This window comes from Micromonospora sp. CV4, from assembly GCF_003667455.1.
Lineage (GTDB): Bacteria > Actinomycetota > Actinomycetes > Mycobacteriales > Micromonosporaceae > Micromonospora.
The window spans coordinates 15,229-36,345 of record NZ_RCVI01000245.1 but is presented as its reverse complement, the minus strand read 5'-3'; the positions used below and the strand labels follow the sequence as shown (position 1 = coordinate 36,345).

Annotated in this window: 21 protein-coding genes; 4 read left to right on the top strand and 17 right to left on the bottom strand. The window is 73.2% G+C overall.

Features of this window, described 5'->3' with window-relative positions; all coding sequences use genetic code 11:
- Positions 1-96 precede the first annotated feature (96 nt).
- A complete protein-coding gene (locus EAD98_RS12755) occupies positions 97-975 on the top strand; it encodes a universal stress protein (RefSeq protein WP_121654260.1) in 879 nt (292 codons plus the stop codon).
- Here the strand turns inward: EAD98_RS12755 and EAD98_RS12750 are convergent.
- A complete protein-coding gene (locus EAD98_RS12750; RefSeq protein WP_121654259.1) occupies positions 908-1,600 on the bottom strand; it encodes an FMN reductase in 693 nt (230 codons plus the stop codon). The two genes, EAD98_RS12755 and EAD98_RS12750, sit on opposite strands and share 68 nt — an antisense overlap.
- Positions 1,597-2,736, bottom strand: coding sequence for an LLM class flavin-dependent oxidoreductase (locus EAD98_RS12745; protein ID WP_121654258.1), 1,140 nt, complete (start codon positions 2,734-2,736; stop codon positions 1,597-1,599). Before EAD98_RS12745 ends, EAD98_RS12750 begins: the two co-directional genes overlap by 4 nt.
- A gap of 179 nt (positions 2,737-2,915) precedes the next feature.
- Here EAD98_RS12745 and EAD98_RS12740 point away from each other — a divergent pair, with 179 nt between their 5' ends.
- Positions 2,916-3,314 carry a DUF3224 domain-containing protein gene (locus EAD98_RS12740; RefSeq protein ID WP_199723384.1) on the top strand — a complete coding sequence of 133 codons (399 nt, stop codon included), beginning with the start codon at positions 2,916-2,918 and terminating at the stop codon, positions 3,312-3,314.
- 16 nt (positions 3,315-3,330) lie between these two features.
- Here EAD98_RS12740 and EAD98_RS12735 read toward each other — a convergent pair whose 3' ends face one another.
- The 3 genes from EAD98_RS12735 to EAD98_RS12725 all read right to left on the bottom strand — a co-directional run bounded on the left by EAD98_RS12735 (position 3,331) and on the right by EAD98_RS12725 (position 5,428).
- Positions 3,331-3,606 carry a ubiquitin-like small modifier protein 1 gene (locus EAD98_RS12735; protein WP_121654256.1) on the bottom strand — a complete coding sequence of 92 codons (276 nt, stop codon included), beginning with the start codon at positions 3,604-3,606 and terminating at the stop codon, positions 3,331-3,333.
- A 1-nt stretch (position 3,607) separates the two neighbouring features.
- The gene (locus tag EAD98_RS12730) at positions 3,608-4,693 is read right to left on the bottom strand and encodes an exo-alpha-sialidase (RefSeq protein WP_121654255.1); all 1,086 of its coding nucleotides are present in this window, start codon (positions 4,691-4,693) and stop codon (positions 3,608-3,610) included.
- 87 nt (positions 4,694-4,780) lie between these two features.
- Positions 4,781-5,428, bottom strand: a complete 648-nt coding sequence (locus EAD98_RS12725; protein WP_121654254.1) for a DNA-3-methyladenine glycosylase — start codon at positions 5,426-5,428, stop codon at positions 4,781-4,783.
- A gap of 99 nt (positions 5,429-5,527) precedes the next feature.
- Here EAD98_RS12725 and EAD98_RS12720 point away from each other — a divergent pair, with 99 nt between their 5' ends.
- Both EAD98_RS12720 and EAD98_RS12715 read left to right on the top strand, forming a co-directional pair.
- Positions 5,528-5,953: a DNA-binding protein gene (locus EAD98_RS12720; RefSeq protein ID WP_121654253.1), complete on the top strand. Its 426-nt coding sequence runs from the start codon at positions 5,528-5,530 to the stop codon at positions 5,951-5,953.
- 100 nt (positions 5,954-6,053) lie between these two features.
- On the top strand, positions 6,054-6,407 hold the full coding sequence (locus tag EAD98_RS12715) for an MmcQ/YjbR family DNA-binding protein (RefSeq protein ID WP_121654252.1): 354 nt from the start codon (positions 6,054-6,056) through the stop codon (positions 6,405-6,407).
- Between the two features lie 46 nt (positions 6,408-6,453).
- Here EAD98_RS12715 and argH read toward each other — a convergent pair whose 3' ends face one another.
- From argH to pheT, 12 genes are all read right to left on the bottom strand, one after another.
- Positions 6,454-7,917, bottom strand: coding sequence for an argininosuccinate lyase (gene argH / locus EAD98_RS12710; RefSeq protein ID WP_121654269.1), 1,464 nt, complete (start codon positions 7,915-7,917; stop codon positions 6,454-6,456).
- Positions 7,918-7,993: 76 nt separating this feature from the next.
- Positions 7,994-9,205: an argininosuccinate synthase gene (locus EAD98_RS12705; protein ID WP_121654251.1), complete on the bottom strand. Its 1,212-nt coding sequence runs from the start codon at positions 9,203-9,205 to the stop codon at positions 7,994-7,996.
- Positions 9,202-9,717, bottom strand: coding sequence for an arginine repressor (locus EAD98_RS12700; RefSeq protein WP_121654250.1), 516 nt, complete (start codon positions 9,715-9,717; stop codon positions 9,202-9,204). Before EAD98_RS12700 ends, EAD98_RS12705 begins: the two co-directional genes overlap by 4 nt.
- A complete protein-coding gene (gene argF / locus EAD98_RS12695) occupies positions 9,714-10,658 on the bottom strand; it encodes an ornithine carbamoyltransferase (RefSeq protein ID WP_121654249.1) in 945 nt (314 codons plus the stop codon). The genes EAD98_RS12700 and argF overlap by 4 nt, the downstream gene beginning before the upstream one ends.
- The gene (locus tag EAD98_RS12690) at positions 10,655-11,941 is read right to left on the bottom strand and encodes an acetylornithine transaminase (protein ID WP_121654248.1); all 1,287 of its coding nucleotides are present in this window, start codon (positions 11,939-11,941) and stop codon (positions 10,655-10,657) included. Before EAD98_RS12690 ends, argF begins: the two co-directional genes overlap by 4 nt.
- Positions 11,938-12,879 (bottom strand): acetylglutamate kinase, encoded by a 942-nt coding sequence (argB, locus tag EAD98_RS12685; RefSeq protein ID WP_121654247.1) that lies wholly within the window; start codon positions 12,877-12,879, stop codon positions 11,938-11,940. Before argB ends, EAD98_RS12690 begins: the two co-directional genes overlap by 4 nt.
- Entirely contained in the window at positions 12,876-14,048 is a 1,173-nt protein-coding gene (gene argJ / locus EAD98_RS12680) for a bifunctional glutamate N-acetyltransferase/amino-acid acetyltransferase ArgJ (protein ID WP_121654246.1), read from the bottom strand. Before argJ ends, argB begins: the two co-directional genes overlap by 4 nt.
- Entirely contained in the window at positions 14,045-15,046 is a 1,002-nt protein-coding gene (argC, locus tag EAD98_RS12675; protein ID WP_121654245.1) for an N-acetyl-gamma-glutamyl-phosphate reductase, read from the bottom strand. The genes argJ and argC overlap by 4 nt, the downstream gene beginning before the upstream one ends.
- Positions 15,047-15,209: 163 nt before the next feature.
- Positions 15,210-16,235: an NAD(P)-dependent oxidoreductase gene (locus EAD98_RS12670; protein WP_121654244.1), complete on the bottom strand. Its 1,026-nt coding sequence runs from the start codon at positions 16,233-16,235 to the stop codon at positions 15,210-15,212.
- A gap of 8 nt (positions 16,236-16,243) precedes the next feature.
- Positions 16,244-17,026: a glycosyltransferase family 2 protein gene (locus tag EAD98_RS12665; protein WP_233579120.1), complete on the bottom strand. Its 783-nt coding sequence runs from the start codon at positions 17,024-17,026 to the stop codon at positions 16,244-16,246.
- Positions 17,027-17,034: 8 nt separating this feature from the next.
- A complete protein-coding gene (locus EAD98_RS12660) occupies positions 17,035-18,246 on the bottom strand; it encodes a nucleotide sugar dehydrogenase (protein WP_121654242.1) in 1,212 nt (403 codons plus the stop codon).
- A 273-nt stretch (positions 18,247-18,519) separates the two neighbouring features.
- A complete protein-coding gene (gene pheT, locus EAD98_RS12655; RefSeq protein WP_121654241.1) occupies positions 18,520-21,099 on the bottom strand; it encodes a phenylalanine--tRNA ligase subunit beta in 2,580 nt (859 codons plus the stop codon).
- Positions 21,100-21,117: the final 18 nt, after the last annotated feature.

The window sequence follows — 21,117 nt, the reverse complement described above, 5'->3', positions numbered from 1 at the left end:
CGGGCGAGCCTCCCGCCAGCGCGTCCGGGCCGGGGCAAATACCGGCGTTGCCCGCCGGGTACGTCGACAATGACCTGACCGACCGAGGGAGATCCGATGAACCGACCCGTCGTGGTGGGTGTGGACGGATCGCCGTCCAGCCTCGTCGCCGCGGAGCACGCGGCCCGCGCCGCCCTGCTCCGGACCCGGCCGCTGCTCCTGGTGCACGGCTACCTGCACCCGCTCGGCTACGGCGTGCCGCTCAACCCGTACGACCTCGGGGTGCCGGCGCCCACCGAGGAGGCGCAGAAGATGTTGGAGCGCACGGCGGCCGACCTGGTCGACCGCTGGCCGGGCCTCACCGTCGAGGTGCGCCAGATCGCCGGCGGCCCCGGCGCGACGATGGTCGAGGAGTCCCGCCACGCCGAACTCGTCGTGGTGGGCAGTCGAGGGCTGGGCGGCTTCGCCGGCCTGCTCCTCGGATCGGTCGGCACGCAGGTGGCCGCGCACGCGCACTGCCCGGTGCTGCTGGTGCGCCCGGACGAGCAGCCGATCCCGGTGGACGCGCCGGTGCTGGTCGGCGTGGACGGCTCGGAGTCGTCCCGGCTCGCCGTCACGTACGGCGCCGACGAGGCGGCGCGCCGCGACGTCCCGCTGGTGCTCGTGCATGTCGGCCCGGTGGACGGCGACCGGCCGGTGCCGGAGGAGGTGGAGGAGGCGCAGGCCGCGTACCAGGCCGAGGCGGTGCGACTGCTGGCCGACGCCTCCACCGCCGTCCGGGCGGAGCATCCCGGCCTGCTGGTGCGGGAACATCCGGTCCGTGCGGACGGCCCGGCCCGGGGGCTCATCGAGGCGAGCGGCACCGCGTCGCTGCTGGTCGTGGGCACCCGGGGCCGGCACGGATTCACCGGACTGCTGCTCGGCTCGGTCAGCCAGGCAGTGATCCAGCACGCGCACTGCCCGGTGCTGGTGGCGCACCCGTACGACCGGGGGTGACCGGGGCGTCGTCCCGGCCGAGCATCTGCAGGAAGTCGGTGGTGAGAGCGAACGGGTCGGCCGGGCCGGTGGCCGGCAGCCGACGGTCGATCTGGTCGGCCAACTCCCCGGCCGCGCGCCTGATCCGGCCCCGCAGCGCGCCGTCGGCGGTGCCACCGGACCAGTCCTCCGGAGCGGCGAAGACCGCGGTGGGGACCACGACCGCGCGCAGGTAGCTGAACATCGGGCGGACGGCGTGCTCCAGCGCCAACGAGTGCCGGGCGGTGCCGCCGGTGGCCGCGATCAACACCGGCCGGTCGATCAGCGACTCGGCGTCCAGCACGTCGAAGAAGGACTTGAACAGCCCGTTGTAGGAGGCGCTGAAGATCGGGGTGACGGCGATGATCCCGTCCGCCCCGGTCACCGAGTCCAGCACCTCACGCAGCGCCGCCGGCGCGAACCCGGTGAGCAGGTTGTTCACCACGTCGTGGGCGTACTCACGCAGGTCGACGACGCGCAGCTCCACCTCGGCGCCCCGCCGGACCAGCTCGTCGCGGGTCGCATCGGCGAGCTGGTCGGCGAGCAGCCGGGTGGACGACGGCTGGCTGAGGCCGGCCGAGATCACCGCGAGGGTACGGCGGGTCATCGGGCCACCTCCGGCGCCTTGCCCGTCACGTCGTCGACGGCGTGCACGGTGCTGTCCTTGGCGCCACCCGCCGCGGCGAGCAGCGAGGCGTGCGTCGGCGCCTCCGGCACGTGCGCGGGGCGCAGCGCGGCGAACTCCTTGCGCAGCACCGGCACGACCTCCTCGCCGAGCAGGTCGAGCTGCTCCAGGACCGTCTTCAGCGGCAGCCCGGCGTGGTCCATCAGGAACAGCTGCCGCTGGTAGTCACCGACGTAGTCGCGGAAGCTCAGGGTGCGGTCGATGACCTGCTGCGGACTGCCCACGGTCAGCGGGGTCTCCCGGGTGAACTCCTCCAGCGACGGCCCGTGCCCGTAGACCGGGGCGTTGTCGAAGTACGGCCGGAACTCCCGGACCGCGTCCTGCGAGTTGCGCCGCATGAACACCTGCCCGCCGAGGCCGACGATGGCCTGGTCGGCCGAGCCGTGGCCGTAGTGCGCGTACCGCTGGCGGTAGAGCTCGATCATCCGCTGGGTGTGCTCCTTGGGCCAGAAGATGTGGTTGGCGAAGAAGCCGTCGCCGTAGTAGGCGGCCTGCTCGGCGATCTCCGGGCTGCGGATGGAGCCGTGCCAGACGAACGGGGGTACGCCGTCGAGCGGGCGCGGCGTCGAGGTGAACGACTGCAACGGGGTGCGGTACTTGCCCTTCCAGTCGACGACGTCCTCGCGCCACAGCCGGCGCAGCAGGTCGTAGTTCTCGATCGCCAGGGGGATGCCGGCGCGGATGTCCTTGCCGAACCACGGGTAGACCGGGCCGGTGTTGCCGCGGCCCATCATCAGGTCCACCCGGCCGTCGGCGAGGTGCTGGAGCATCGCGTAGTCCTCGGCGATCTTCACCGGGTCGTTGGTGGTGATCAGCGTGGTCGCGGTGGACAGCAGCAGCCGCTCGGTACGCGCCGCGATGTGACCGAGCATGGTGGTCGGCGACGAGGGCACGAACGGCGGGTTGTGGTGCTCGCCCGTGGCGAAGACATCCAGCCCGACCTCTTCGGCCTTCAACGCGATGGCGACCATCGCCTTGATCCGCTCATGCTCGGACGGCTCCCGACCGGTGGTCGGGTCGACCGTGACGTCGCCGACGGTAAAGACTCCGAACTGCATGACCAGCTCCTCGCGTGTCTGCCGGATCCGTCGTGGTACCCGGACGCACCGCTCAACCTATTTGACGCGTCAAATATTTCATCGGCAGATACCCTGCCGATGGCGTGGATCACGCATTGCCGGACTCGCCCGGCGAACCTGACGGAAGATGTCAGTTCCGCTGGGACAGGATGACGGACATGACCCATCGCGCCGAAGGCACCTTCACGCTGGACACCTGGGACCAGGAACCGTACGACGAGGCCGAGGGCACCACGCTGGCCGAGGCCCGGATCAGCAAGACGTTCTCCGGCGACCTGGCCGGCACCAGCCTCACCCGCATCCTGATGTGCCGCACGCCCATGGAGACGTCGGCGGCGTACGTGGGCTTCGAGCGGTTCACCGGCTCGCTCGCCGGACGGGTCGGCAGCTTCGTGCTGCACCACACCGCGGGCAGCGACGGCGACGGCTCGGCCCTGGCCTGGACGGTGGTGCCGGACTCGGGCACCGGCGAGCTACGCGGCCTACGCGGCGGCGGGCAGATCATCGGTGGCCCGGACGGCGGCCACGCCTACCTGCTGGACTACGACCTGCCCTGACCGCCGCCCGGACGGCTCAGCCGCCCGCGACCGAGGGCAGCACCTGCACCTCGGCGTCGTCGCCGACCGGCGTGGCCAGCCCGCCGGAGTGCCGGCAATCCTCCCCGTCGACGTAGACGTTGACGTAGCGGCGCAGCTCACCACGCTCGTCGCGAATCCGCCGAGCCAGCCGCGGATGGCCGGCGGCCAGCTCGTCGAGGACCGCCCGCAGCGTCCCGGCGGCGGCCACGCTCAACCGGCTGGCGCCGCCGGCCTCGCCGCGCAGCGGGCCGGGCAGCAGCACAGTGACCACGTCACACCGCCGCGGCCCGGACGCAGAGCACGTCGGGCAGGTGCGCCGCCACCAGCGACCAGGAGTCGCCCTCGTCGCGGCTGGCGTAGACCTCGCCCGAGCGGGTGCCGAAGTAGACCCCGCCCGGGGAGGAGTCGTCGGCGCACATCGCGTCGCGCAGCACCGCCGGGTAGAACGGGCCCTCGGGCAGCCCCACCGACAGCGGCTCCCACTTGCCGCCGGCGTCCCCGGAGCGGAAGACCCGGCAACGGTGGTCGGTGGGGAAGCGCTCGCTGTCGGCCACCAGCGGGAACGTCCACACCGTCCCGCCACGCCCGGGGTGGGACACCATCGCGAAGCCGAAGTCGCTGGGCAGCCCGTCGGCGATCGAGGACCAGGTGCGGCCGTCGTCGTCGGAGCGGTAGACGCCGTGGTGGTTCTGCGCGTACAGCCGCTCGGGGTTGCCGGCGTCCCGGGCGACCTTGTGGACGCACTGGCCGAACTCCGGCCACTCGTTGGGCATGAAGTAGGCGCGGATGCCGGTGTTGCCCGGCGCCCAGCTCGCCCCGGCGTCCTCCGAGCGGTAGACCCCGCCGGTGGACATGGCGACCAGCAGCCGGGCCGGGTCACGCGGGTGGGGCAGCACGGTGTGCACGGCCTGGCCGCCGAACCCGGCGCCCCACTCGGGGCGGTGCGGGTGGTCCCAGAGTGAACGGACCAGCTCGAAGCTGCGGCCGCCGTCGGTGGACCGGAACAGCGCCGAGGGCTCGGTGCCGGCCCAGACCACGTCCGGCTCGTCGGGGCCGGCCGGCATCAGCTGCCAGACCCGCCCGAGGGTCGCGTCGGTGTCGGCCGGGAAGGCGACCGGGGCCACGTCGGGCTCGTCCCAGGTGGCGCCGAGGTCGTCGCTGGTGGCGACGCTGGGCCCGAAGTGTGAGCTGGTCACCCCGGCCAGCAGCCGCGGGGTGGGGCGGCGGGTGTCGACCGCGACCGCGTAGACGCCGGTCATCGGGAAGTGCGGGCCGGTGATCTCCCAGGTGCGCCGGTCGTCGGCGCTGGTGGCGAGAAACAATCCCTTGGCCGTGCCGATCGCGAGCAGCGTTGCCATGACGTCCTCCGGTCCGTCGGCGAGTAGGTGCGGTGATTATGGCCACACCCCCCGACAGATTCGCCAGGCCACACGCCGCGCCGGCGCTCAGCGCCGGGCGCGGGGCACGTGCCGGCGGTACGCGCTGACCGTCGGATCGCCGTCGAGCCAGAACCGCCACGGCAGGTCGTGGGCTCCGGTCACGCCGACCCGTGGACCGGCGACCACCGCCTGCGGGGGCACCGGCGACGCCGCGGGGCGCAACCGGACCGGCCCGTCGCCGAGCAGGTATCCGCCGTACGCGGCGCGGTCGATGCCGAGCGTGGCGCAGAGCCGAGCCGGCCCCCGGGCCAGATCCACGTCCCGGCGTACGGCAGGTCGGCGGGCGCGTGCCGTGGCCAGCCCGTCGACCACCGCACCGGCGCGTAGCAGCACCGCGGCGGCCTCCCCCTCGACTCCGGTGACCACGTTCATGCACCAGTGCATGCCGTAGGTGAAGTAGACGTAGGTGTGCCCGGCCGGCCCGAACATCACCGCGTTGCGTGGGGTGCGCCCCCGGTGCGCGTGCGAGGCCGGATCTCCGGCCGTGCCGGCGTACGCCTCGACCTCGGTGATCCGGACGGTCACCCCGCCGGCGTGCAGCAGGCAGCCGAGCAGCCCACGCGCGGCCGGCAGCAGCGGGCCGGCGAGCAGGTCCGCCAGCGTCGCCAGGCCGGCGTCGGCGTCGGCGTGGTGGTCACCGGGCAGCAGATCCATGACCCGACGGTACCCAGCCCGTCCCGCCGACCATCGCCGCGACCCTCGGCGTTTCAACATTCTGTTGACAACAGGAAGTTGATGGGTTGTGATCGGAGCATGACGACCGACGACCAGTTCACCGCGCCGAGCCCGGCCCGGGCGCGCGCCCACCGCACGCACGACGCGCTGCAACGGATCAGCGAGCGGCACGCCGGCACCGAGGCCCGGCGAGGACGCTGGGCCCACCCGTACGTGCTGGACCCGTGGGAGGCGGTGGCCCTGGTCACCGCGCTGGCCGCGGGCGGGGCCGAGCGGGAGCCCACCGAGGAGCCGGTCGACGGCGCCGACCTCACCGCCGCCCTGACCCTGCTCCCGCACGTGCGCGCCGAGCTGGACGCCCTGGAGGCGGGGCTGTTGACGCTGGCCCGCGACCGGGGGCTGACCTGGCAGGCCATCGCGTACGGGCTGGGCCTGGGCAGCGCGCAGGCCGCCCGGCAGCGCTACGAGCGGGTCGCCGCCCGCTCCGCCGAGCAGACCGGCTGACCCGCCACCGGTGCAGAGGGTGGCGACCCGACCGGCACGGCGCGCGCCGACCAGCGGCCGGGCGGGCAGACTGTGCGCACGACGATTCCGGGAGGCACCCATGGAGCGCGCGGAGATGCTGGCGTACTGCCTGGCCAAGCCGGGGGCGTGGCTGGACCGGCCGTGGGAGGGCGACGAGGTGGTGAAGGTGGGCAGCCGGATCTTCGCCTTCCTCGGCAACGGCGACGGAACCCCGACGATCGGCCTGAAGTGCGGGCCGACCCGTGAGGTGGCCGACGAGTGGCTGCACCGGCACCCCGACGACGCCAGGGTGATGGCCTACATCGGCCGGTCCGGGTGGAACACGCTGCGCCTGGACGGCGGGATCGACCCCGACGAACTGTCCGAGGCCGTCGACGCGTCGTACGACATGGTGGTGGCCAAGCTCCCGAAGCGGGAGCGCCCGACGGCCTGAACCGACCGCGGCGCCGGAAGCGGACAGCTCCGGCGCCACGGCGAGATCAGCGCGGGACGACCCGCTCGGTGGCCCACTCCCGCCAGCCGGCCAGCCGGTCCGCGGCGGCGGCGAGCTGGTCGGCGACCGGCCCGGGGCCGGTCGAGCCGGGGGTGGTCCGGGCCGCGAGCGCCGAACGGACCGAGAGCACCTTGCGTACCGACGGGTCGAGGTGCTCGCTGACCGCGGCCAGATCGGCGTCGGAGACCTCGTCCAGCTCGCAGTCCCGGGCCGCGCAGAGCGCCACCAGGCGGCCGGTGATCTCGTGCGCGTCACGGAACGGCACGCCCTTGCGGACGAGCCAGTCGGCCACCTCGGTGGCCAGCGAGAAGCCGACCGGCGCGGCGGCCACCAGACGGTCCACGCGGACCGTCATCGTGGAGATCATTCCGGCCAGGGCCGGGAGCAGCAGCTCCAGGGTGTCGACCGCGTCGAAGGCCGGCTCCTTGTCCTCCTGCATGTCCCGGTCGTAGGTCATCGGCAGGCCCTTGAGCATGGTCAGCACGGTCATCAGCCCACCGACCAGCCGGCCGGACTTGCCCCGGGCCAGCTCGGCAATGTCCGCGTTCTTCTTCTGCGGCATGATCGACGAGCCGGTGGCGAACGCGTCGTCCAGCTCCACCCAGCCGAACTCGTGCGAGGTCCAGAGCACCACCTCCTCGCCGAGCCGGGACAGGTGCACCCCGATCATCGCGGTGGTGAAGAGGAACTCGGCGACGAAGTCGCGGTCGGCGACGGCGTCCATCGAGTTGGCGAACGACGTGCGGAAACCCAGCTCCTTCGCCACCGCCACCGGGTCCAGCGGCAGGCCGGACCCGGCCAGCGCGCCCGCGCCGAGCGGGCTGATCGCCGCGCGGTGGTCCCAGTCGCGCAGCCGCTCCAGGTCGCGCAGCAGCGGCTGCACGTGGGCGAGCAGCCAGTGCCCGAAGGTGACCGGCTGGGCGTGCTGAAGGTGGGTCATCCCGGGGGCGGCGGTGTCGACGTGCCGCTCGGCCTGCTCGACCAGCGCCTCGGCCAGCTCCACCACCCGGCTGGCCACACCCCGGGCGTGGTCGCGCAGGTAGAGCCGCAGGTCCGTGGCGACCTGGTCGTTGCGGGACCGGCCGGCGCGCAGCTTGCCGCCGAGGCTGCCCAGCCGCTCGATCAGCCCGCGTTCCAGCGCCGTGTGCACGTCCTCGTCGTCGACCGTGGGGCGGAACGCCCCGGAGGCGCAGGCGGCCTCCAGGTCGTCCAGGGCCGCCAGGATCCGGCCCAGCTCCTCCGGGTCGAGCAGGCCGGCACCCGCCAGGACCCGGGCATGCGCCCGGGAACCGGCGATGTCGTACGGGGCCAGGCGCCAGTCGAACTGCACGCTCACCGACAGCCGGGCGAGCGCCTCGGCGGGGCCGCCGGCGAACCGGCCACCCCACAGGCTCGTCCGGTTGGTGGCGGCGCTGTTCTCGGTCAGGCTCTTGTCGTCCACGCCGCCCATCATTGCTCTGCTTGCCCTTCGCTCGCGACTGCGGGGCTCACTCGCCGCGCTCGCTCACTCCTCGCGCTCGCACGGATCACTGGCCGGAGCTGCCCAGCCGGGCGTTGCGCGCGGCGGCCATCCGGCTCGGCAGACCCCACAGCTGCACGAAACCCTTCGCAAGCGACTGGTCGAAGGTGTCGCCGGTGTCGTAGGTGGCCATCCCGAAGTCGTAGAGGCTCGCCTCGGAGCGCCGACCGGTGACGGTCGCCCGGCCGCCGTGCAGGGTCATCCGCACCTCGCCGCTCACGTGCCGCTGCGCGTCGTCGATGAAGGCGTCCAGCGAGTCCTTCAACGGCGAGAACCACAGGCCGTCGTAGACCAGCTCACCCCAGCGCTGGTCGACGCTCTTCTTGAACCGGGCCAGATCCCGCTCGACGGTGACCGCCTCCAGCTCCTGGTGGGCGGTGATCAGCGCGATCGCGCCGGGCGCCTCGTACACCTCGCGGCTCTTGATGCCGACCAGCCGGTCCTCGACCATGTCGAGGCGGCCCACGCCCTGCGCGCCGGCGCGCCGGTTCAGCTCCAGGATCGCCTGGTACGGCGTGACCGTCTCACCGTCGATGGCCACCGGCACGCCGGCGTCGAAGGTGATCACGACCTCGTCGGCGTCGCGCTCCTGCGCCGGGTCGGAGGTGTACGAGTACAGGTCCTCGATCGGGGCGTTCCAGATGTCCTCCAGGAAGCCGGTCTCCACCGCGCGGCCCCACAGGTTCTGGTCGATGGAGTACGGCGACTTGGCCGACACGTCGATCGGCAGCCCCTTCTCCTCGGCGAACGCGATCGCCTTGTCCCGCGTCCAGGCGTAGTCCCGGGCCGGCGCGATGATCTTCAGGTCGGGGGCGAGCGCGTTCAGGCCGACCTCGAACCGGACCTGGTCGTTGCCCTTGCCGGTGCAGCCGTGCGAGACGATCGTCCCGCCGTGCTTACGGGCCGCGGCCACCAGGTGCTTGACGATCAGCGGCCGGGACAGCGCCGAGACCAGCGGGTAGCGGTCCATGTAGAGGGCGTTCGCCCGGATGGCCGGCAGGCAGTAGTCGGCGGCGAACTCGTCGCGCGCGTCGACCAGCTCGGACTCGGCGGCGCCGCAGTCCAGCGCCCGCTGCCGGATGGCGTCGAGGTCCTCGCCGCCCTGCCCGACGTCGACCGCCACCGCGATCACCTCGGCGCCGGTCTGCTCGGCCAGGTAAGGAATGGCGACGGAGGTGTCCAGCCCTCCGGAGTACGCCAGGACGACCCGCTCGGTCATGATGTGGTGCTCCCTTCAACGTTGTCTTCCCCGCGGGCCCAGCCGGCGAGCTTGTCGCCGAGTGCGGCCCCGCCGACGGCCTCACGGGCCACGACGAGGATGGTGTCGTCGCCGGCGATGGTGCCGACGACCTCGGGCAGGCCCGCTCGGTCCAACGCGCTGGCCAGGTATTGGGCTGCGCCCGGCGGGGTGCGCAGCACGGCGATGTTGCCGCTGGAGTCGACCCCGTTGAGCAGCTCACGCAGCAGCCGCACCAGCCGCGCGGGGGCCGCCTCGGCGTCGCGCAGCGGCCGGTGGCCGTCCTCGGGGATCAGATAGATCGCCGGCCCGTCGCCGCCGCGCACCTTGACCGCGCCGAGCTCCTCCAGATCCCGCGAAAGGGTGGCCTGGGTGACTCCGACGCCGTCGGCGGCGAGCAGGTCGGCCAGTTCGGTCTGCGAGCGGACGGCCTTGTCACGGATCAGCTCCACGATCCGGGCGTGCCGCGCGGCGCGGGTCAGCGGGGCGGTCATCGGGACTCCCCCGTTCCGGCTCCGGCGCCGACCAGGAACGTCAGCAGCGCCTTCTGGGCGTGCAGCCGGTTCTCCGCCTGGTCGAAGACCGCGCTCTGCGGGCCGTCGAGCACCTCGTCGGTGATCTCCTCGCCGCGGTGCGCGGGTAGGCAGTGCAGCACGATCGCGTCCGGCGCGGCCTGGCCGAGCAGCTCCTTGTTGACCTGGTACGGCAGGAACGGGGTGATCCGGTCCAGCCCGTCGTCCTCCTGCCCCATCGACGTCCAGGTGTCGGTGGCCACCACGTCGGCGTCGCGTACCGCCTGACCCGGATCGGTCAGGGCCCGCACCGATCCGCCGGTGCCGGCGGCGATCTCCGCCGCCCGGCTCAGCACGGTCGGGTCCGGTGCGAAGCCCGCCGGCCCGGCGACCCGTACGTGCATCCCGGCCGTGGCCCCGGCCAGCAGGTACGACTGGGCCATGTTGTTCGCGCCGTCCCCCACGTAGGTCAGGGTGCGGCCGGCCGTGCCGCCGAACCGCTCGCGGACGGTGAGCAGGTCGGCCAGCAGTTGGCAGGGGTGGAAGCCGTCGGTGAGCGCGTTGATCACCGGCACGCTCGCGCCGGCCGCCACCTCGGCGATCCGGTCGTCGCCGTGGGTGCGCAGGACGATGGCCGCGACGTAGCGGGACAGCACCCGCCCGGCATCGGCCAGCGACTCGCCCCGGCCGAAGTGGGTGACCTGGGTGTCCACGACGAGGGGGTGCCCGCCCAGCTCGGCGATCCCGGCGTCGAACGAGATCCTGGTGCGCAGGCTCTGCTTGTCGAAGAGCACCGCCACCGAGCGCGGCCCGGACAGCGGCCGGTGGCCGAACCGGTCGGCCTTCATCCGCGCCGCCAGGTCGAGCACCGTGGTCTGCTCGGCGGGCGAGAGATCGTCGTCGCGCAGAAAGTGCCGGCTCATGCGGTCGTCCCCGTCGTGGTCGTGGCGGTGGCCGGCGTCGAGATCGTGGAGGATGCCGGCCCCTGGTGCGGCGCCGTTCCTGCACGATCGGTGCCGGCGGCCGCCGGGGCGGCCGCCGGGGCGGCCGCGTCCAGGGCGGCCGGTAGCGCGGCGAGGAAAGTGTCCACCTGGGCGGTGGTGAGGATCAGCGGCGGGGCCAGCCGGACCACGCCCGGCTGCACCGGGTTGACCAGGAAACCGGCCTCGCGCAGCGCCTCGGCGAGCACCGGCGCCACCGGGGCGGTGAGCGCCACGCCGAGCAGCAGACCCGCGCCCCGCACACCGGCGACCAGCGGGCGGTCCAGCGCCTCGATGCCGTGGCGCAGCCGCTCGCCGACCCGCTTGACGTGGTCGAGCAGCCCCTCGTTGGCGATGGTCGCCACCACGGCGAGCGCGGCGGCGCAGCTGATCGGGTTGCCGCCGAAGGTGGTGCCGTGCGAGCCGGGGGTGAGCAGGTCGGCGGCCCGGCCGAAGGCCAGCGTGGCGCCGATCGGCAGCCCGCCGCCCAGCCCCTTGGCCAGGGTGACCACGTCCGGCTCCACGCCCTCGGCCTGGTGGGCGAACCAATGGCCGGTGCGGCCGATGCCGGTCTGCACCTCGTCGAGCACGAGCAGCGCCCCGTGCGCGGCCGTGATCCGTCGGGCGGCGGCGAGGTATCCGGCCGGCGGCACGACCACGCCGTTCTCGCCCTGGATCGGCTCCAGGACCACCATGGCGGTGGCGTCGGTGACGGTGGCCTCGAGGGCGGCGACGTCGCCGTAGTCGACGTGGGTCACCTCGCCGGGCAGCGGGCGGAACGGGTCGGCCTTGGCCGGCTGGCCGGTCAAGGCGAGGGCGCCCATGGTGCGGCCGTGGAAACCGCCCCGGGTGGCCACCACGTGGCTGCGGCCGGTACGCCGGGAGAGCTTGAACGCCGCCTCGTTCGCCTCCGCGCCGGAGTTGGCGAAGAAGACCCGGCCCGGCCGGCCGGCGAGCGCCAGCAGCAGCTCGGCGAGGGCGACCGGCGGCTCGGCCACGTAGAGGTTGGAGACGTGCCCGAGGGTGGCGACCTGCTTCGAGACGGCGGCCACCACGGCCGGGTGGGCGTGGCCGAGGGCGTTCACCGCGATCCCGCCCACCAGGTCGAGGTACTTCCGGCCGGCGTCGTCGACCACGACCGCGCCGGCGCCGGAGACCAGCGCCATCGGCGGGGTGCCGTAATTGTCCATCATGGACTGGCTCCAGCGCTGCACCAGTGCGCTCATGACGCGACCGAGCCCTTCTTGTTCGCGACTGCGGGGCTCGCAGGCTCACTCCTCGCGCTCACGACCATCGTTCCGAACCCTTCCGAGGTGAACACCTCGAGCAACGTGGAGTGCGCCACCCGACCGTCGACGACGTGCGCGGCGGGGACTCCCCCGCGCACCGCCCGCAGGCAGGCCTCCATCTTCGGCACCATCCCCGACTGGAGGCTGGGCAGCAGCGTGGCGAGGTCGTCGGCGGCGATCTCCGAGACCAGGCTGGTGGTGTCCGGCCAGTCGGCGTACAGGCCGGCCACGTCGGTGAGGACGACCAGCTTGCGGGCCCGCAACGCGACGGCCAGCGCGGCGGCGGCGGTGTCCGCGTTGAGGTTGTGCAGCACCCCGTCGACGTCCGGCGCGACCGTGGAGATCACCGGGATCCGGCCGGCCGCGATCAGGTCGGTCACCGCCGACACGTCCACCGACTCGACGTCGCCGACCTGGCCGACGTCGACCGGCAGCCCGTCCACGTACGCCGGGCGGCGCACCGCGGTGAACAGCCGGGCGTCCTCGCCGGAGAGGCCGACGGCGAAGGGGCCGTGCGAGTTGATCAGCCCGACGAGTTCCCGGCCCACCTGCCCGACCAGCACCATCCGGACCACGTCCATCGCCTCGGCGGTGGTCACCCGCAGGCCGCCGCGGAACTCACTGGCGATGCCGAGCCGGCCCAGCATGGCGGAGATCTGCGGACCACCGCCGTGCACCACCACCGGCTTGAGCCCGGCGTACCGCAGGAAGACCATGTCGGCGGCGAACGCCCGCTGCAACTCGGGGTCGGTCATGGCGTTGCCGCCGTACTTGACGACGACCGTGGAGCCGGAGAAGCGGGCCAGCCAGGGCAGCGCCTCGATCAGCGTCTCCGCCTTGACCTGGGCGCGGGTGAGGTCGGTGCTGAGGCTCATGTGGAGTACGCCGAGTTCTCGTGCACGTACGCGTGGGACAGGTCGTTGGTCCAGATCGTCGCGGCCGACGTGCCGGCGTGCAGGTCGATCCGGATGGTCACGTCCCGCCCGGTCAGGTCGACCTTCGAGCGGTCCTCGGCGGCGCCGCCGCCCCGGCACACCCACACCCCGTTGACGGCCACGTCCACGCCGTCGGGCTCGAACGCGGCGGCGGTGGTGCCCACCGCGGCGAGGATCCGGCCCCAGTTCGGGTCGTTGCCGAACAACGCGGTCTTGACCAGGTTGTTACGGGCCACCGAGCGGCCCACCTCGACCGCGTCGTCCTCGTCGGCGGCGCCGACCACGTCGATGGCGATCTGCTTGGTGGCGCCCTCGGCGTCGGCGACCAGCTGCTGGGCCAGGTCGTGGCAGGCCGCGGTGACCGCTGCGGCCAGCTCGGCCGGCGTCGGCTCGATGCCGCTCGCGCCGCTGGCCAGCAGCAGCACGGTGTCGTTGGTCGACATGCAGCCGTCCGAGTCCACCCGGTCGAAGCTGACCCGCGTGGCCGCGCGCAGCACCTCGTCCAACGTCGCCGGCCCGGCCACCGCGTCGGTGGTCAGCACGCAGAGCATGGTGGCCATCCCGGGCGCGAGCATCCCGGCGCCCTTGGCCATCCCGCCGACGGTCCAGCCGCTGCCCCGGGCCACCGTGGTCTTCGAGCGGGTGTCCGTGGTCAGAATGGCCTCGGCGGCGGCCGTGCCGCCGTCCCGCGACAGCCCCCGGATCGCCGAGCGGACGCCGGGCAGCAGCTTCGGCATCGGCAGCCGCTCCCCGATCAGCCCGGTGGAGCAGACCGCCACCTCACCCGCGCCGAGAATCAGCCGTGGGCTCACCGAGGTCAGCGCGGCGGCGGTGTGCTCGGCGGTGGCGTGGGTGTCCTGAAACCCGGCCGGGCCGGTGCAGGCGTTGGCGCCGCCGGAGTTGAGCACCACCGCGCGGACCACACCGCCACGCACGACCTGCTGCGTCCAGAGCACCGGCGCGGCCTTGATCCGGTTGCTGGTGAACACCGCGGCGACGCCGGCGTCCGGGCCGTCGTTGACCACCAGCGCGACGTCCGAGCCACCACTGGCCTTCAGGCCGGCAGCCACCCCGGCCGCCCGGAACCCCCGCGGGGTAGTGACGCTCACGGGGTGACCCCCCAGACGGACAGGCCGGTGGTCTCCGGCAGGCCGAGCATCAGGTTGGCGTTCTGGACGGCCTGGCCGGCGGCGCCCTTGCCCAGGTTGTCCAGCGCGCTGAGCACGATCAGGCGGCCGGAGTCCACGTCGACGGTGGCCTGCAGGTGGCAGGAGTTCGAACCCAGCGTGGCCGCGGTGTGCGGCCACCTGCCCTCGGGCAGCACGTGCACGAACGGGTCGTCCGCGTACGCCTGCGCCAGCACGTGCTGCGGGTCGACGCCGTGGGTCGGCAGCGCGGTGACCGTGGCCAGGATGCCGCGGGGCATCGGCGCCAGGACCGGGGTGAACGACAGACCGGTCGCCCCGGACGCCTGCTTGATCTCCGGCACGTGCTGGTGGGTGCCGACCCGGTACGGCGACAGGTCCCCCAGCACCTCGCTGGCCAGCAGGTGCGGCTTGGCCGCCCGCCCGGCGCCGGAGGTGCCGGAGGCGGCGACCACCACCACGTCGGCGGGGTTGGCCGCGCCGGCCGCGATCAGCGGCGCGAGCGCCAGGGTGATCGCCGCCGCGTAGCAGCCGGTGTTCGCCACGCGGGTCGAGCCGGCGATCAGCTCCCGCTGGCCGGGCAGCTCGGGCAGGCCGTAGGTCCACTGGCCGGCGTACGGGCCGCCGTAGTACTGGGCCCAGTGGTACGGGTCGGCGAGCCGGTGGTCCGCCCCCAGGTCGACGATCCGCACGTGCGGCGGGATCTGGGCGGCCAGCACGGCCGACTCGCCGTGCGGCACCGCCAGGAAGACCAGGTCCGCGTCGGTGAGCGTCGAAGGGTCGGTCTCGCCGAACACCAGGTCGAGCCCGGTGAGCTGCGGGTGCACCACGTCGACGCGGTGCCCGGCCTGGCGGTGCGCGGTGGCGGCGACCAGGTCGAACTCCGGGTGCCCGGCGACCAGGCGCAGCAGCTCGCCCCCGGCGTAGCCGCTCGCTCCGGCGACCGCGACTCGGATTCCCATACTCACCTCCGCATGACTATGCAACGAAGGTTAGCGCCATGATCGAGGCGCTGCAAGTTCATACAGTCCACTGCATGGGAATGATGCGCGTGCCGCCGGACACACGTCCGGCCCGGGTCGCGGGGCGACACGGGCCGGAACGGCGAAAAACGGGATGGAACGTTCAGAGGCGGCCCTCCGCGACGGCCCGACTCACCCAGGGGACGACCTCGTCGAGCATCACGTCCAGCGACGTCGTCGCGGTGAACCCGAGCACCTCACGGGCCTTGGTGACATCCGGCACGCGCTTCTGCACGTCGTAGCGGAACGGCTCGTCGCAGACGTACCGGAACGGCACATCCGACCCCTTGATCTTGTGCCAGATCAGCTCGGCCAACTCCAGCACGCTGGTCGACTCCGCGGTCGACAGGTTGAAGTCCTCGTTCCGCGCGGCCGGATGCTCGATCGCGGTGGCGATCCCCCGAGCCAGGTCACCGCCGTACGTGTAGTGCCGCACCTGGTTGCCCTCGCCCAGGATGTGCAGCGGGTCCTGCCCCTTGACGATCTTCTGCACCAGGTCCGGAACGACGTGCGACATGGCCAGCTTCACGTTGCCCGAGAGCACCTCGGCCTGGCCGAGCGCCCGCCCCTCGCCGACGCCCACGCAGTTGAACGGCCGGACGATGGTGTACGGCACCTGGTACTGCTCCCAGGCGGTGCGGGCGTAGTACTCCACGGCCAGCTTCTGGAACCCGTACGACGACAGCGGCGGTGGGACGCGCCGCTCGTCGCCCTCCCGGCTCGGCCACTGCTCGGTCGACTCGTAGACCATCGAGGAGGAGAGGTAGGTGACCTTGGCCAGCCGCCCCTCCCGGTGCGCCCGGATCGCCGCGTCGCAGGTCGCCGCCATGATCCGCTCGTTGGTCGCCAGCAGGTCGTAGGCGTACGCGTGGAAGTAGGAGATGCCGCCGATCATCGCCGCCCCGGCCACCAGGTGGTCGCAGCCGTCCAGCAGATCGGTGAGCAGGTCGACGTCGCGGGCGTCACCCTCGACGAAACGGTAGCGGGGATGCTCGTCGTAGCTGTGGGTCACCGGCCCGTACTTGGAGAAGTTGTCGACCCCCACCACCTCGTGGCCCCGGTCCAACAGCTCCTCGACGAGGTAGCCACCGATGAATCCGGCCGAACCAGTTACCAGGACCTTCGCCACGTGCGCTCCTAAGCGGTTTTCTCGTACTCGGTGCTGTTGTCCTGCGGGTCGCGCGGCGCCGGCACGGCCGCCGCCGCCGTGCCCGCGGCGAACCTCGCCCGGCCCAGCCGCCGACCGTAGGCGAAGAAGTACCACCGCAGGTACCCGGGCAGGAAACGGCCCAGGTCGAAGTGGGACTCGCCCAGCGGCCGGTCCAGCCAGATCGTCGGGATCTCGGCCACCGGCAGCCGCAGCCGGGTGGCCTTCGCGGTCAGCTCCAGGCCGATCTCGAACCCGGTCCGGGACTCGATGCCCACCTCCCGGACGAAGGCCGTGTCGTACGCCTTGAAGCTGTTGGTGGCGTCCCGGGTGCCGACCCGGGCGAAGGTGTAGAGGCTGCGCCCGGCCCACCGGGACATCATCCGCTTCAGCCTCGGCCCGCCCACCTGCTGCCCGCCCGGCATGTACCGGGAGGCGGCGGCGACCACCACGCCCCGGTCCACCAGCCGGGCCAGTTCGTCGATCTGGCGCGGGTCGTCGCAGCCGTCGGCCATGGTGACCACCACGACGGGGGCCTGGGCCGCGTCGACGCCGAACCGGATCGCGTTCGCGGGCCCACGACCGTAGGTGTTGAGCACGGCACGGACCCGGGGATCGCGCCGGGCGATCTGCTCGGCGTACGGGACGGTGGTGTCCTCCGGCATGTCGTGCACGATCAGCACCTCGGCCGGGAGCAGCATCTCGCGCAGCATCCGCTCCAGGCAGCGGACGATCGCCTCGCCCTCGTTGTAGACCGGGACGATGACCGACACGCGCGGCGTCATACCCGCACGCCCTGCCCGGTCAGCCCCCACATGTCGATCAGCGGGGTGTCGGTCTCCAGCCGGGCGTACTGCTCATGCGGGGCCGCGATGACCAGCAGGTCGGCCCGGCGCAGCACCTCGGCCAGATCGACGAAGCGCTCGTCGGCCACGTACGGGTCGGTGCAGAGCGTCTCGCGGGTCTTCAACGCAAGGATCTTGCGCAGCTTGTACGCCAGGCTCTCCCGCGGGTCGTCGCTGCCACCCTTGAACGCCATGCCGAGGATGCCGACGGTCATCTCGGACAGGTCGAACCGGTCCTCCAACCGGGACACCAGGTACAGCGGCAACCCCTCGTTGATCAACATGGCGGAGTGGCCGAGCACGAAGTTGTTGCGGTTGAACGCGGCCAACTGCATGGTGTCCTTGAACAGGCACGGCCCGGCGGCGAAACCCGGCATCGGCAGGTCCGCCGCGCGCGGATAGTCGTACGCCACGGCGTGCCGGATCCGGGCGAAGTCGAGCCCGAAGTCGTTGGCCATCATCCAGAACTGGTTGGCGGTGGCGAACTTGATGTAGCGCCAGGTGTTGGTGAACAACTTCGCCAGCTCCGCCTCCTCCGGCTCGAGCGGCACGATCTCCTCAGTCAGATGCCGGAAGAGCTTCTCCGCCCGGGCCAGCGCCGCCGGCGTCCGCGCCGCCACGATCTGCGGCAGCGCGAACAGCTCGGTCATCGCCCGGCCCTCGGCGATCCGCTCCGGACAGAACGCCACGTCCGCCCGGATGCCCTTGCCGGCCAGCAGCTTCTCGGTCAGCGCCGTCACTCCCGGGTAGACGGTGCTGCGGAGCACCACGAGCTGCCCGTCGCGCAGGTGCTCGGCGCACCGCTCCAGAGCCCGGGGCACCGCGCCGAGGTCCGGGTTGAGGTGCTCGTCCACCGGCGTGCCGACGACCACCACGAGATGCTCGGAGCCGCCCACGCTGGCCGGATCGGTGGTCGCCCGCAGTCGCCCGGCGGCGACCGCCTCCGCCAGCGGCTCCGCCGCGCCGGGCTCGGCGAACGGGAGCCGCGCCGCGTTCACCGTGGCCACCGCGTCGGCGTTGATGTCGTACAACACGACGGAGAGGCCGCGGGCCGCGAAGGCGATGCCCAGCGGCAGACCCACCCGACCGCAGCCACCGACGATGCAGACGTCGACCGTCCTGACCTGCGCGGCCTGATCCTCGAACATGGATCAACTCCCATGGGGGTGGTGGGGGTGTCCTCCGGTGGTCGCCGGAATCCAAGCAGGCTAACCGCTCAGAGGTGACTCGCGGGTAACCGAACATGCCGAGGCCGGTGCCCTTTCGGCCGATAGGGCACGCGGCGAACGGCTCCGGTGACGCAGCGCGATGACATGAGCCCCCTCAGGAGTTGCCGCGCAGGTGCCGGCGGGCCCACAAAAGCCGGCGGTGGCCGCCGCGAGCGCGACGACCACCGCGGGCTGTCCGCGTACCGACGCCCCTCAGGCGCCGCGCAGGGTGGCGCCGAGGCGTTCGGCGGCCACGGCCACCGCCGCGTCCCGGGCGGCCACCGCCTCCTCGACGGTGAGCGTCCGGTCCGGCGCCCGGAAGGTGAGCTTGTACGCCAGCGACCGGCGACCCGCGCCGAGCTGCTCACCGGAGTACACGTCGAACAGTCGCACGTCCTCCAGTAGCTCGCCGGCGCCCGCCTCCAGCGCCCGGCGCACCTGCTCCGCCGGCACCGACTCGTCCACCACCAGCGCCACGTCGATCAGCGCCGGCGGGAAGCCGGACACCGTCGGGGCGGGCGTCACCGGCGCGGACGGCAGCGCGTCCAGGGACAGCTCCATCGCGCAGGTCCGGCGGGGCAGCTCCAACGCCGCCACCACCGCCGGGTGCAGCTCGCCGGCGTGCCCGACGACCGTGCCGTCGACCCGCAGCTCGGCGCAGCGGCCGGGGTGCCACGGGGCGTACTCGGCGGCACGCACCTCGACCCCCTCATCGGGAACACCGGCGGCGGCCAGCACGTCACGCGCCGCCTCGATGGCGTCCGCCCAGCCGGCCGCCCGGCCCGGAGCCCACCAGCCGGCCGGGTCGAGGTCACCGGTCAGCACCACCGCGACGTGCACGGGCTGCGCCGGCACCACCGCGTCGGCGGCCGCGAACTCCTCGTCGGTGGGACGCCGGTCCACGCCCATCGCCGGCGGGCTGCCCGCGCCGACGCGCGGGTGGAACACCGCCCCGATCTCGTACAGCGCGAGGTCACGGTGCCCCCGACCGAGGTTGCGCTTGAGAATGCCGAGCAGCGGGCCGAGCAGCGTGGTGCGCAGCAGCGGCTCCTCCTCGGACAGCGGGTTGGCCAGCCGCACCGCCGGCCGGCGCGGATCGTCGGCCGACATGCCCAGCAGGTCGGCCAGCTCCGGCGACACGAACGGGTGCGCGAGCACCTCCACGTACCCCCGCTCGGCCAGCGACCAGGCGACCGCCCGCCGCCGACGCTGCCGCGGGGTCAACCCGCGACCGGGCGGCGCGGTCGGCAGCACCGACGGCACCCGGTCGTACCCGTCGAGGCGGACCACCTCCTCGACGAGGTCGGCCGGGTCGGTCAGGTCGGGCCGCCAGCTCGGTGGCGTGACGCTGAGCGCCACCCCGGCGCCGCTGGCGACGCCGACCGCGCCCGGGTCCTCGGCCAACCGGTCCGCGCCCTGCGCGACCGTGCAGCCGACCCGCTCCAGCAGGGCGACCACCCGCGCCGGCGGATACTCGACCCCGACCCGCCGGGTGGGCAGGTCCGCCGGCAGGGTGATCGGGGTACGCGGACGGACGTGATCGATGTCCAGGATCTCCGCACCCGGGGTGCCGCCACCGTGCTCGGTGAGCAGCCGCACGGCCCGCTCCAGCGCGACCAGCGGCAGGGCCGGGTCGACGCCCCGCTCCCAACGCTTCGCGGCCTCGCTGAACAGCTTGTGCCGGCGGGCGGTGCGCCCGACCATCGCCGGGTCCCAGTGCGCCGCCTCGAAGAGCACGTTGGTGGTGCCGGCGACGACCTCGCTGGTCTCGCCGCCCATCACCGCGGCGAGCGAGATCGGGACGCCGGCGCCCTCGCCCGCGAGGGCGTTGTCCAGCCCAGCGTCGCAGATCACCATGTCGTCGCCGGCGAGCACCCGCTGCACCCCGTCCAGGGTGGTCAGCTTCTCCCCCGGCTCGGCGCGGCGGACCACCAGCGGCCCGGCGATCCGGTCGGCGTCGAAGGCGTGCATCGGCTGACCCAGCTCCAGCATCACGTAGTTGGTGATGTCGACCGGCAGCGAGATGCTGCGGATGCCCGCGGTGACGAGCCGCTGCTGCATCCACGACGGCGTGGGCGCGGTCGGGTCGACGCCGCGGACCATGCGGGCGGCGAAGCGGTCGCAGCCGATCGGGTCGCGCACCTCCACCGGGTACGCGGGCGCCTCGGTGCCGGTCGGCGCGGGCACCAGGGCCGGGTCGCGCAGCGGCACGTCGAAGGCGTGCGACAGCTCCCGGGCCAGGCCGCGCAGGCTCAACCCGTACCCCCGGTCAGGGGTGATCTCCAGCTCGAACACCACGTCGTCGAGGCCGACCACCGGCCGCGCATCGTCGCCCGGCTTGGCCGCCACGTCCGGCGGCAGCACGATGATGCCCGAGTGGTCCTCGCCCAGGCCCAGCTCCTTCGCCGAGCAGATCATCCCGGCGGAGTTGTGCCCGTAGGTCTTGCGGGCGCCGATGGCGAAGCCGCCGGGCAGCACACCGCCGGGCAGGATCACCACCACCCGGTCGCCGGGCGCGAAGTTGCGCGCCCCGCAGACGATCTCCTGCGGCTCACCGGTGCCGTTGGCGTCACCCACGTCGACCCGGCAGAACCGGATCGGCTTCTTGAAGCCGGTGAGCTCCTCGATCTCGCGCACCTCGCCGACGACCAGCTGGCCGGTGACGGACGCCCGCAGGTCCACCACGGACTCGACCTCGATGCCGAGGTCGATCAGGGCCTGCTCCAGGTCACTGGTGGGCAGGTCGGCGGGGAGGTCGACGTACTCCCGCAGCCAACTGACAGAAACTCGCATGACTTCAGACCACCGTTC

Bases quoted from the DNA above. Each gene is read 5' to 3' on its own strand.
- EAD98_RS12755 (WP_121654260.1), top strand. From the start codon at position 97: ATGAACCGACCCGTCGTGGTGGGTGTGGACGGATCGCCGTCCAGCCTC.
- EAD98_RS12750 (WP_121654259.1), bottom strand. From the start codon at position 1,600: ATGACCCGCCGTACCCTCGCGGTGATCTCGGCCGGCCTCAGCCAGCCG.
- EAD98_RS12745 (WP_121654258.1), bottom strand. From the start codon at position 2,736: ATGCAGTTCGGAGTCTTTACCGTCGGCGACGTCACGGTCGACCCGACC.
- EAD98_RS12740 (WP_199723384.1), top strand. From the start codon at position 2,916: ATGACCCATCGCGCCGAAGGCACCTTCACGCTGGACACCTGGGACCAG.
- EAD98_RS12730 (WP_121654255.1), bottom strand. From the start codon at position 4,693: ATGGCAACGCTGCTCGCGATCGGCACGGCCAAGGGATTGTTTCTCGCC.
- EAD98_RS12725 (WP_121654254.1), bottom strand. From the start codon at position 5,428: ATGGATCTGCTGCCCGGTGACCACCACGCCGACGCCGACGCCGGCCTG.
- EAD98_RS12720 (WP_121654253.1), top strand. From the start codon at position 5,528: ATGACGACCGACGACCAGTTCACCGCGCCGAGCCCGGCCCGGGCGCGC.
- EAD98_RS12715 (WP_121654252.1), top strand. From the start codon at position 6,054: ATGGAGCGCGCGGAGATGCTGGCGTACTGCCTGGCCAAGCCGGGGGCG.
- argH (WP_121654269.1), bottom strand. From the start codon at position 7,917: ATGGGCGGCGTGGACGACAAGAGCCTGACCGAGAACAGCGCCGCCACC.
- EAD98_RS12705 (WP_121654251.1), bottom strand. From the start codon at position 9,205: ATGACCGAGCGGGTCGTCCTGGCGTACTCCGGAGGGCTGGACACCTCC.
- EAD98_RS12700 (WP_121654250.1), bottom strand. From the start codon at position 9,717: ATGACCGCCCCGCTGACCCGCGCCGCGCGGCACGCCCGGATCGTGGAG.
- argF (WP_121654249.1), bottom strand. From the start codon at position 10,658: ATGAGCCGGCACTTTCTGCGCGACGACGATCTCTCGCCCGCCGAGCAG.
- EAD98_RS12690 (WP_121654248.1), bottom strand. From the start codon at position 11,941: ATGAGCGCACTGGTGCAGCGCTGGAGCCAGTCCATGATGGACAATTAC.
- argB (WP_121654247.1), bottom strand. From the start codon at position 12,879: ATGAGCCTCAGCACCGACCTCACCCGCGCCCAGGTCAAGGCGGAGACG.
- argC (WP_121654245.1), bottom strand. From the start codon at position 15,046: ATGGGAATCCGAGTCGCGGTCGCCGGAGCGAGCGGCTACGCCGGGGGC.
- EAD98_RS12660 (WP_121654242.1), bottom strand. From the start codon at position 18,246: ATGTTCGAGGATCAGGCCGCGCAGGTCAGGACGGTCGACGTCTGCATC.
- pheT (WP_121654241.1), bottom strand. From the start codon at position 21,099: ATGCGAGTTTCTGTCAGTTGGCTGCGGGAGTACGTCGACCTCCCCGCC.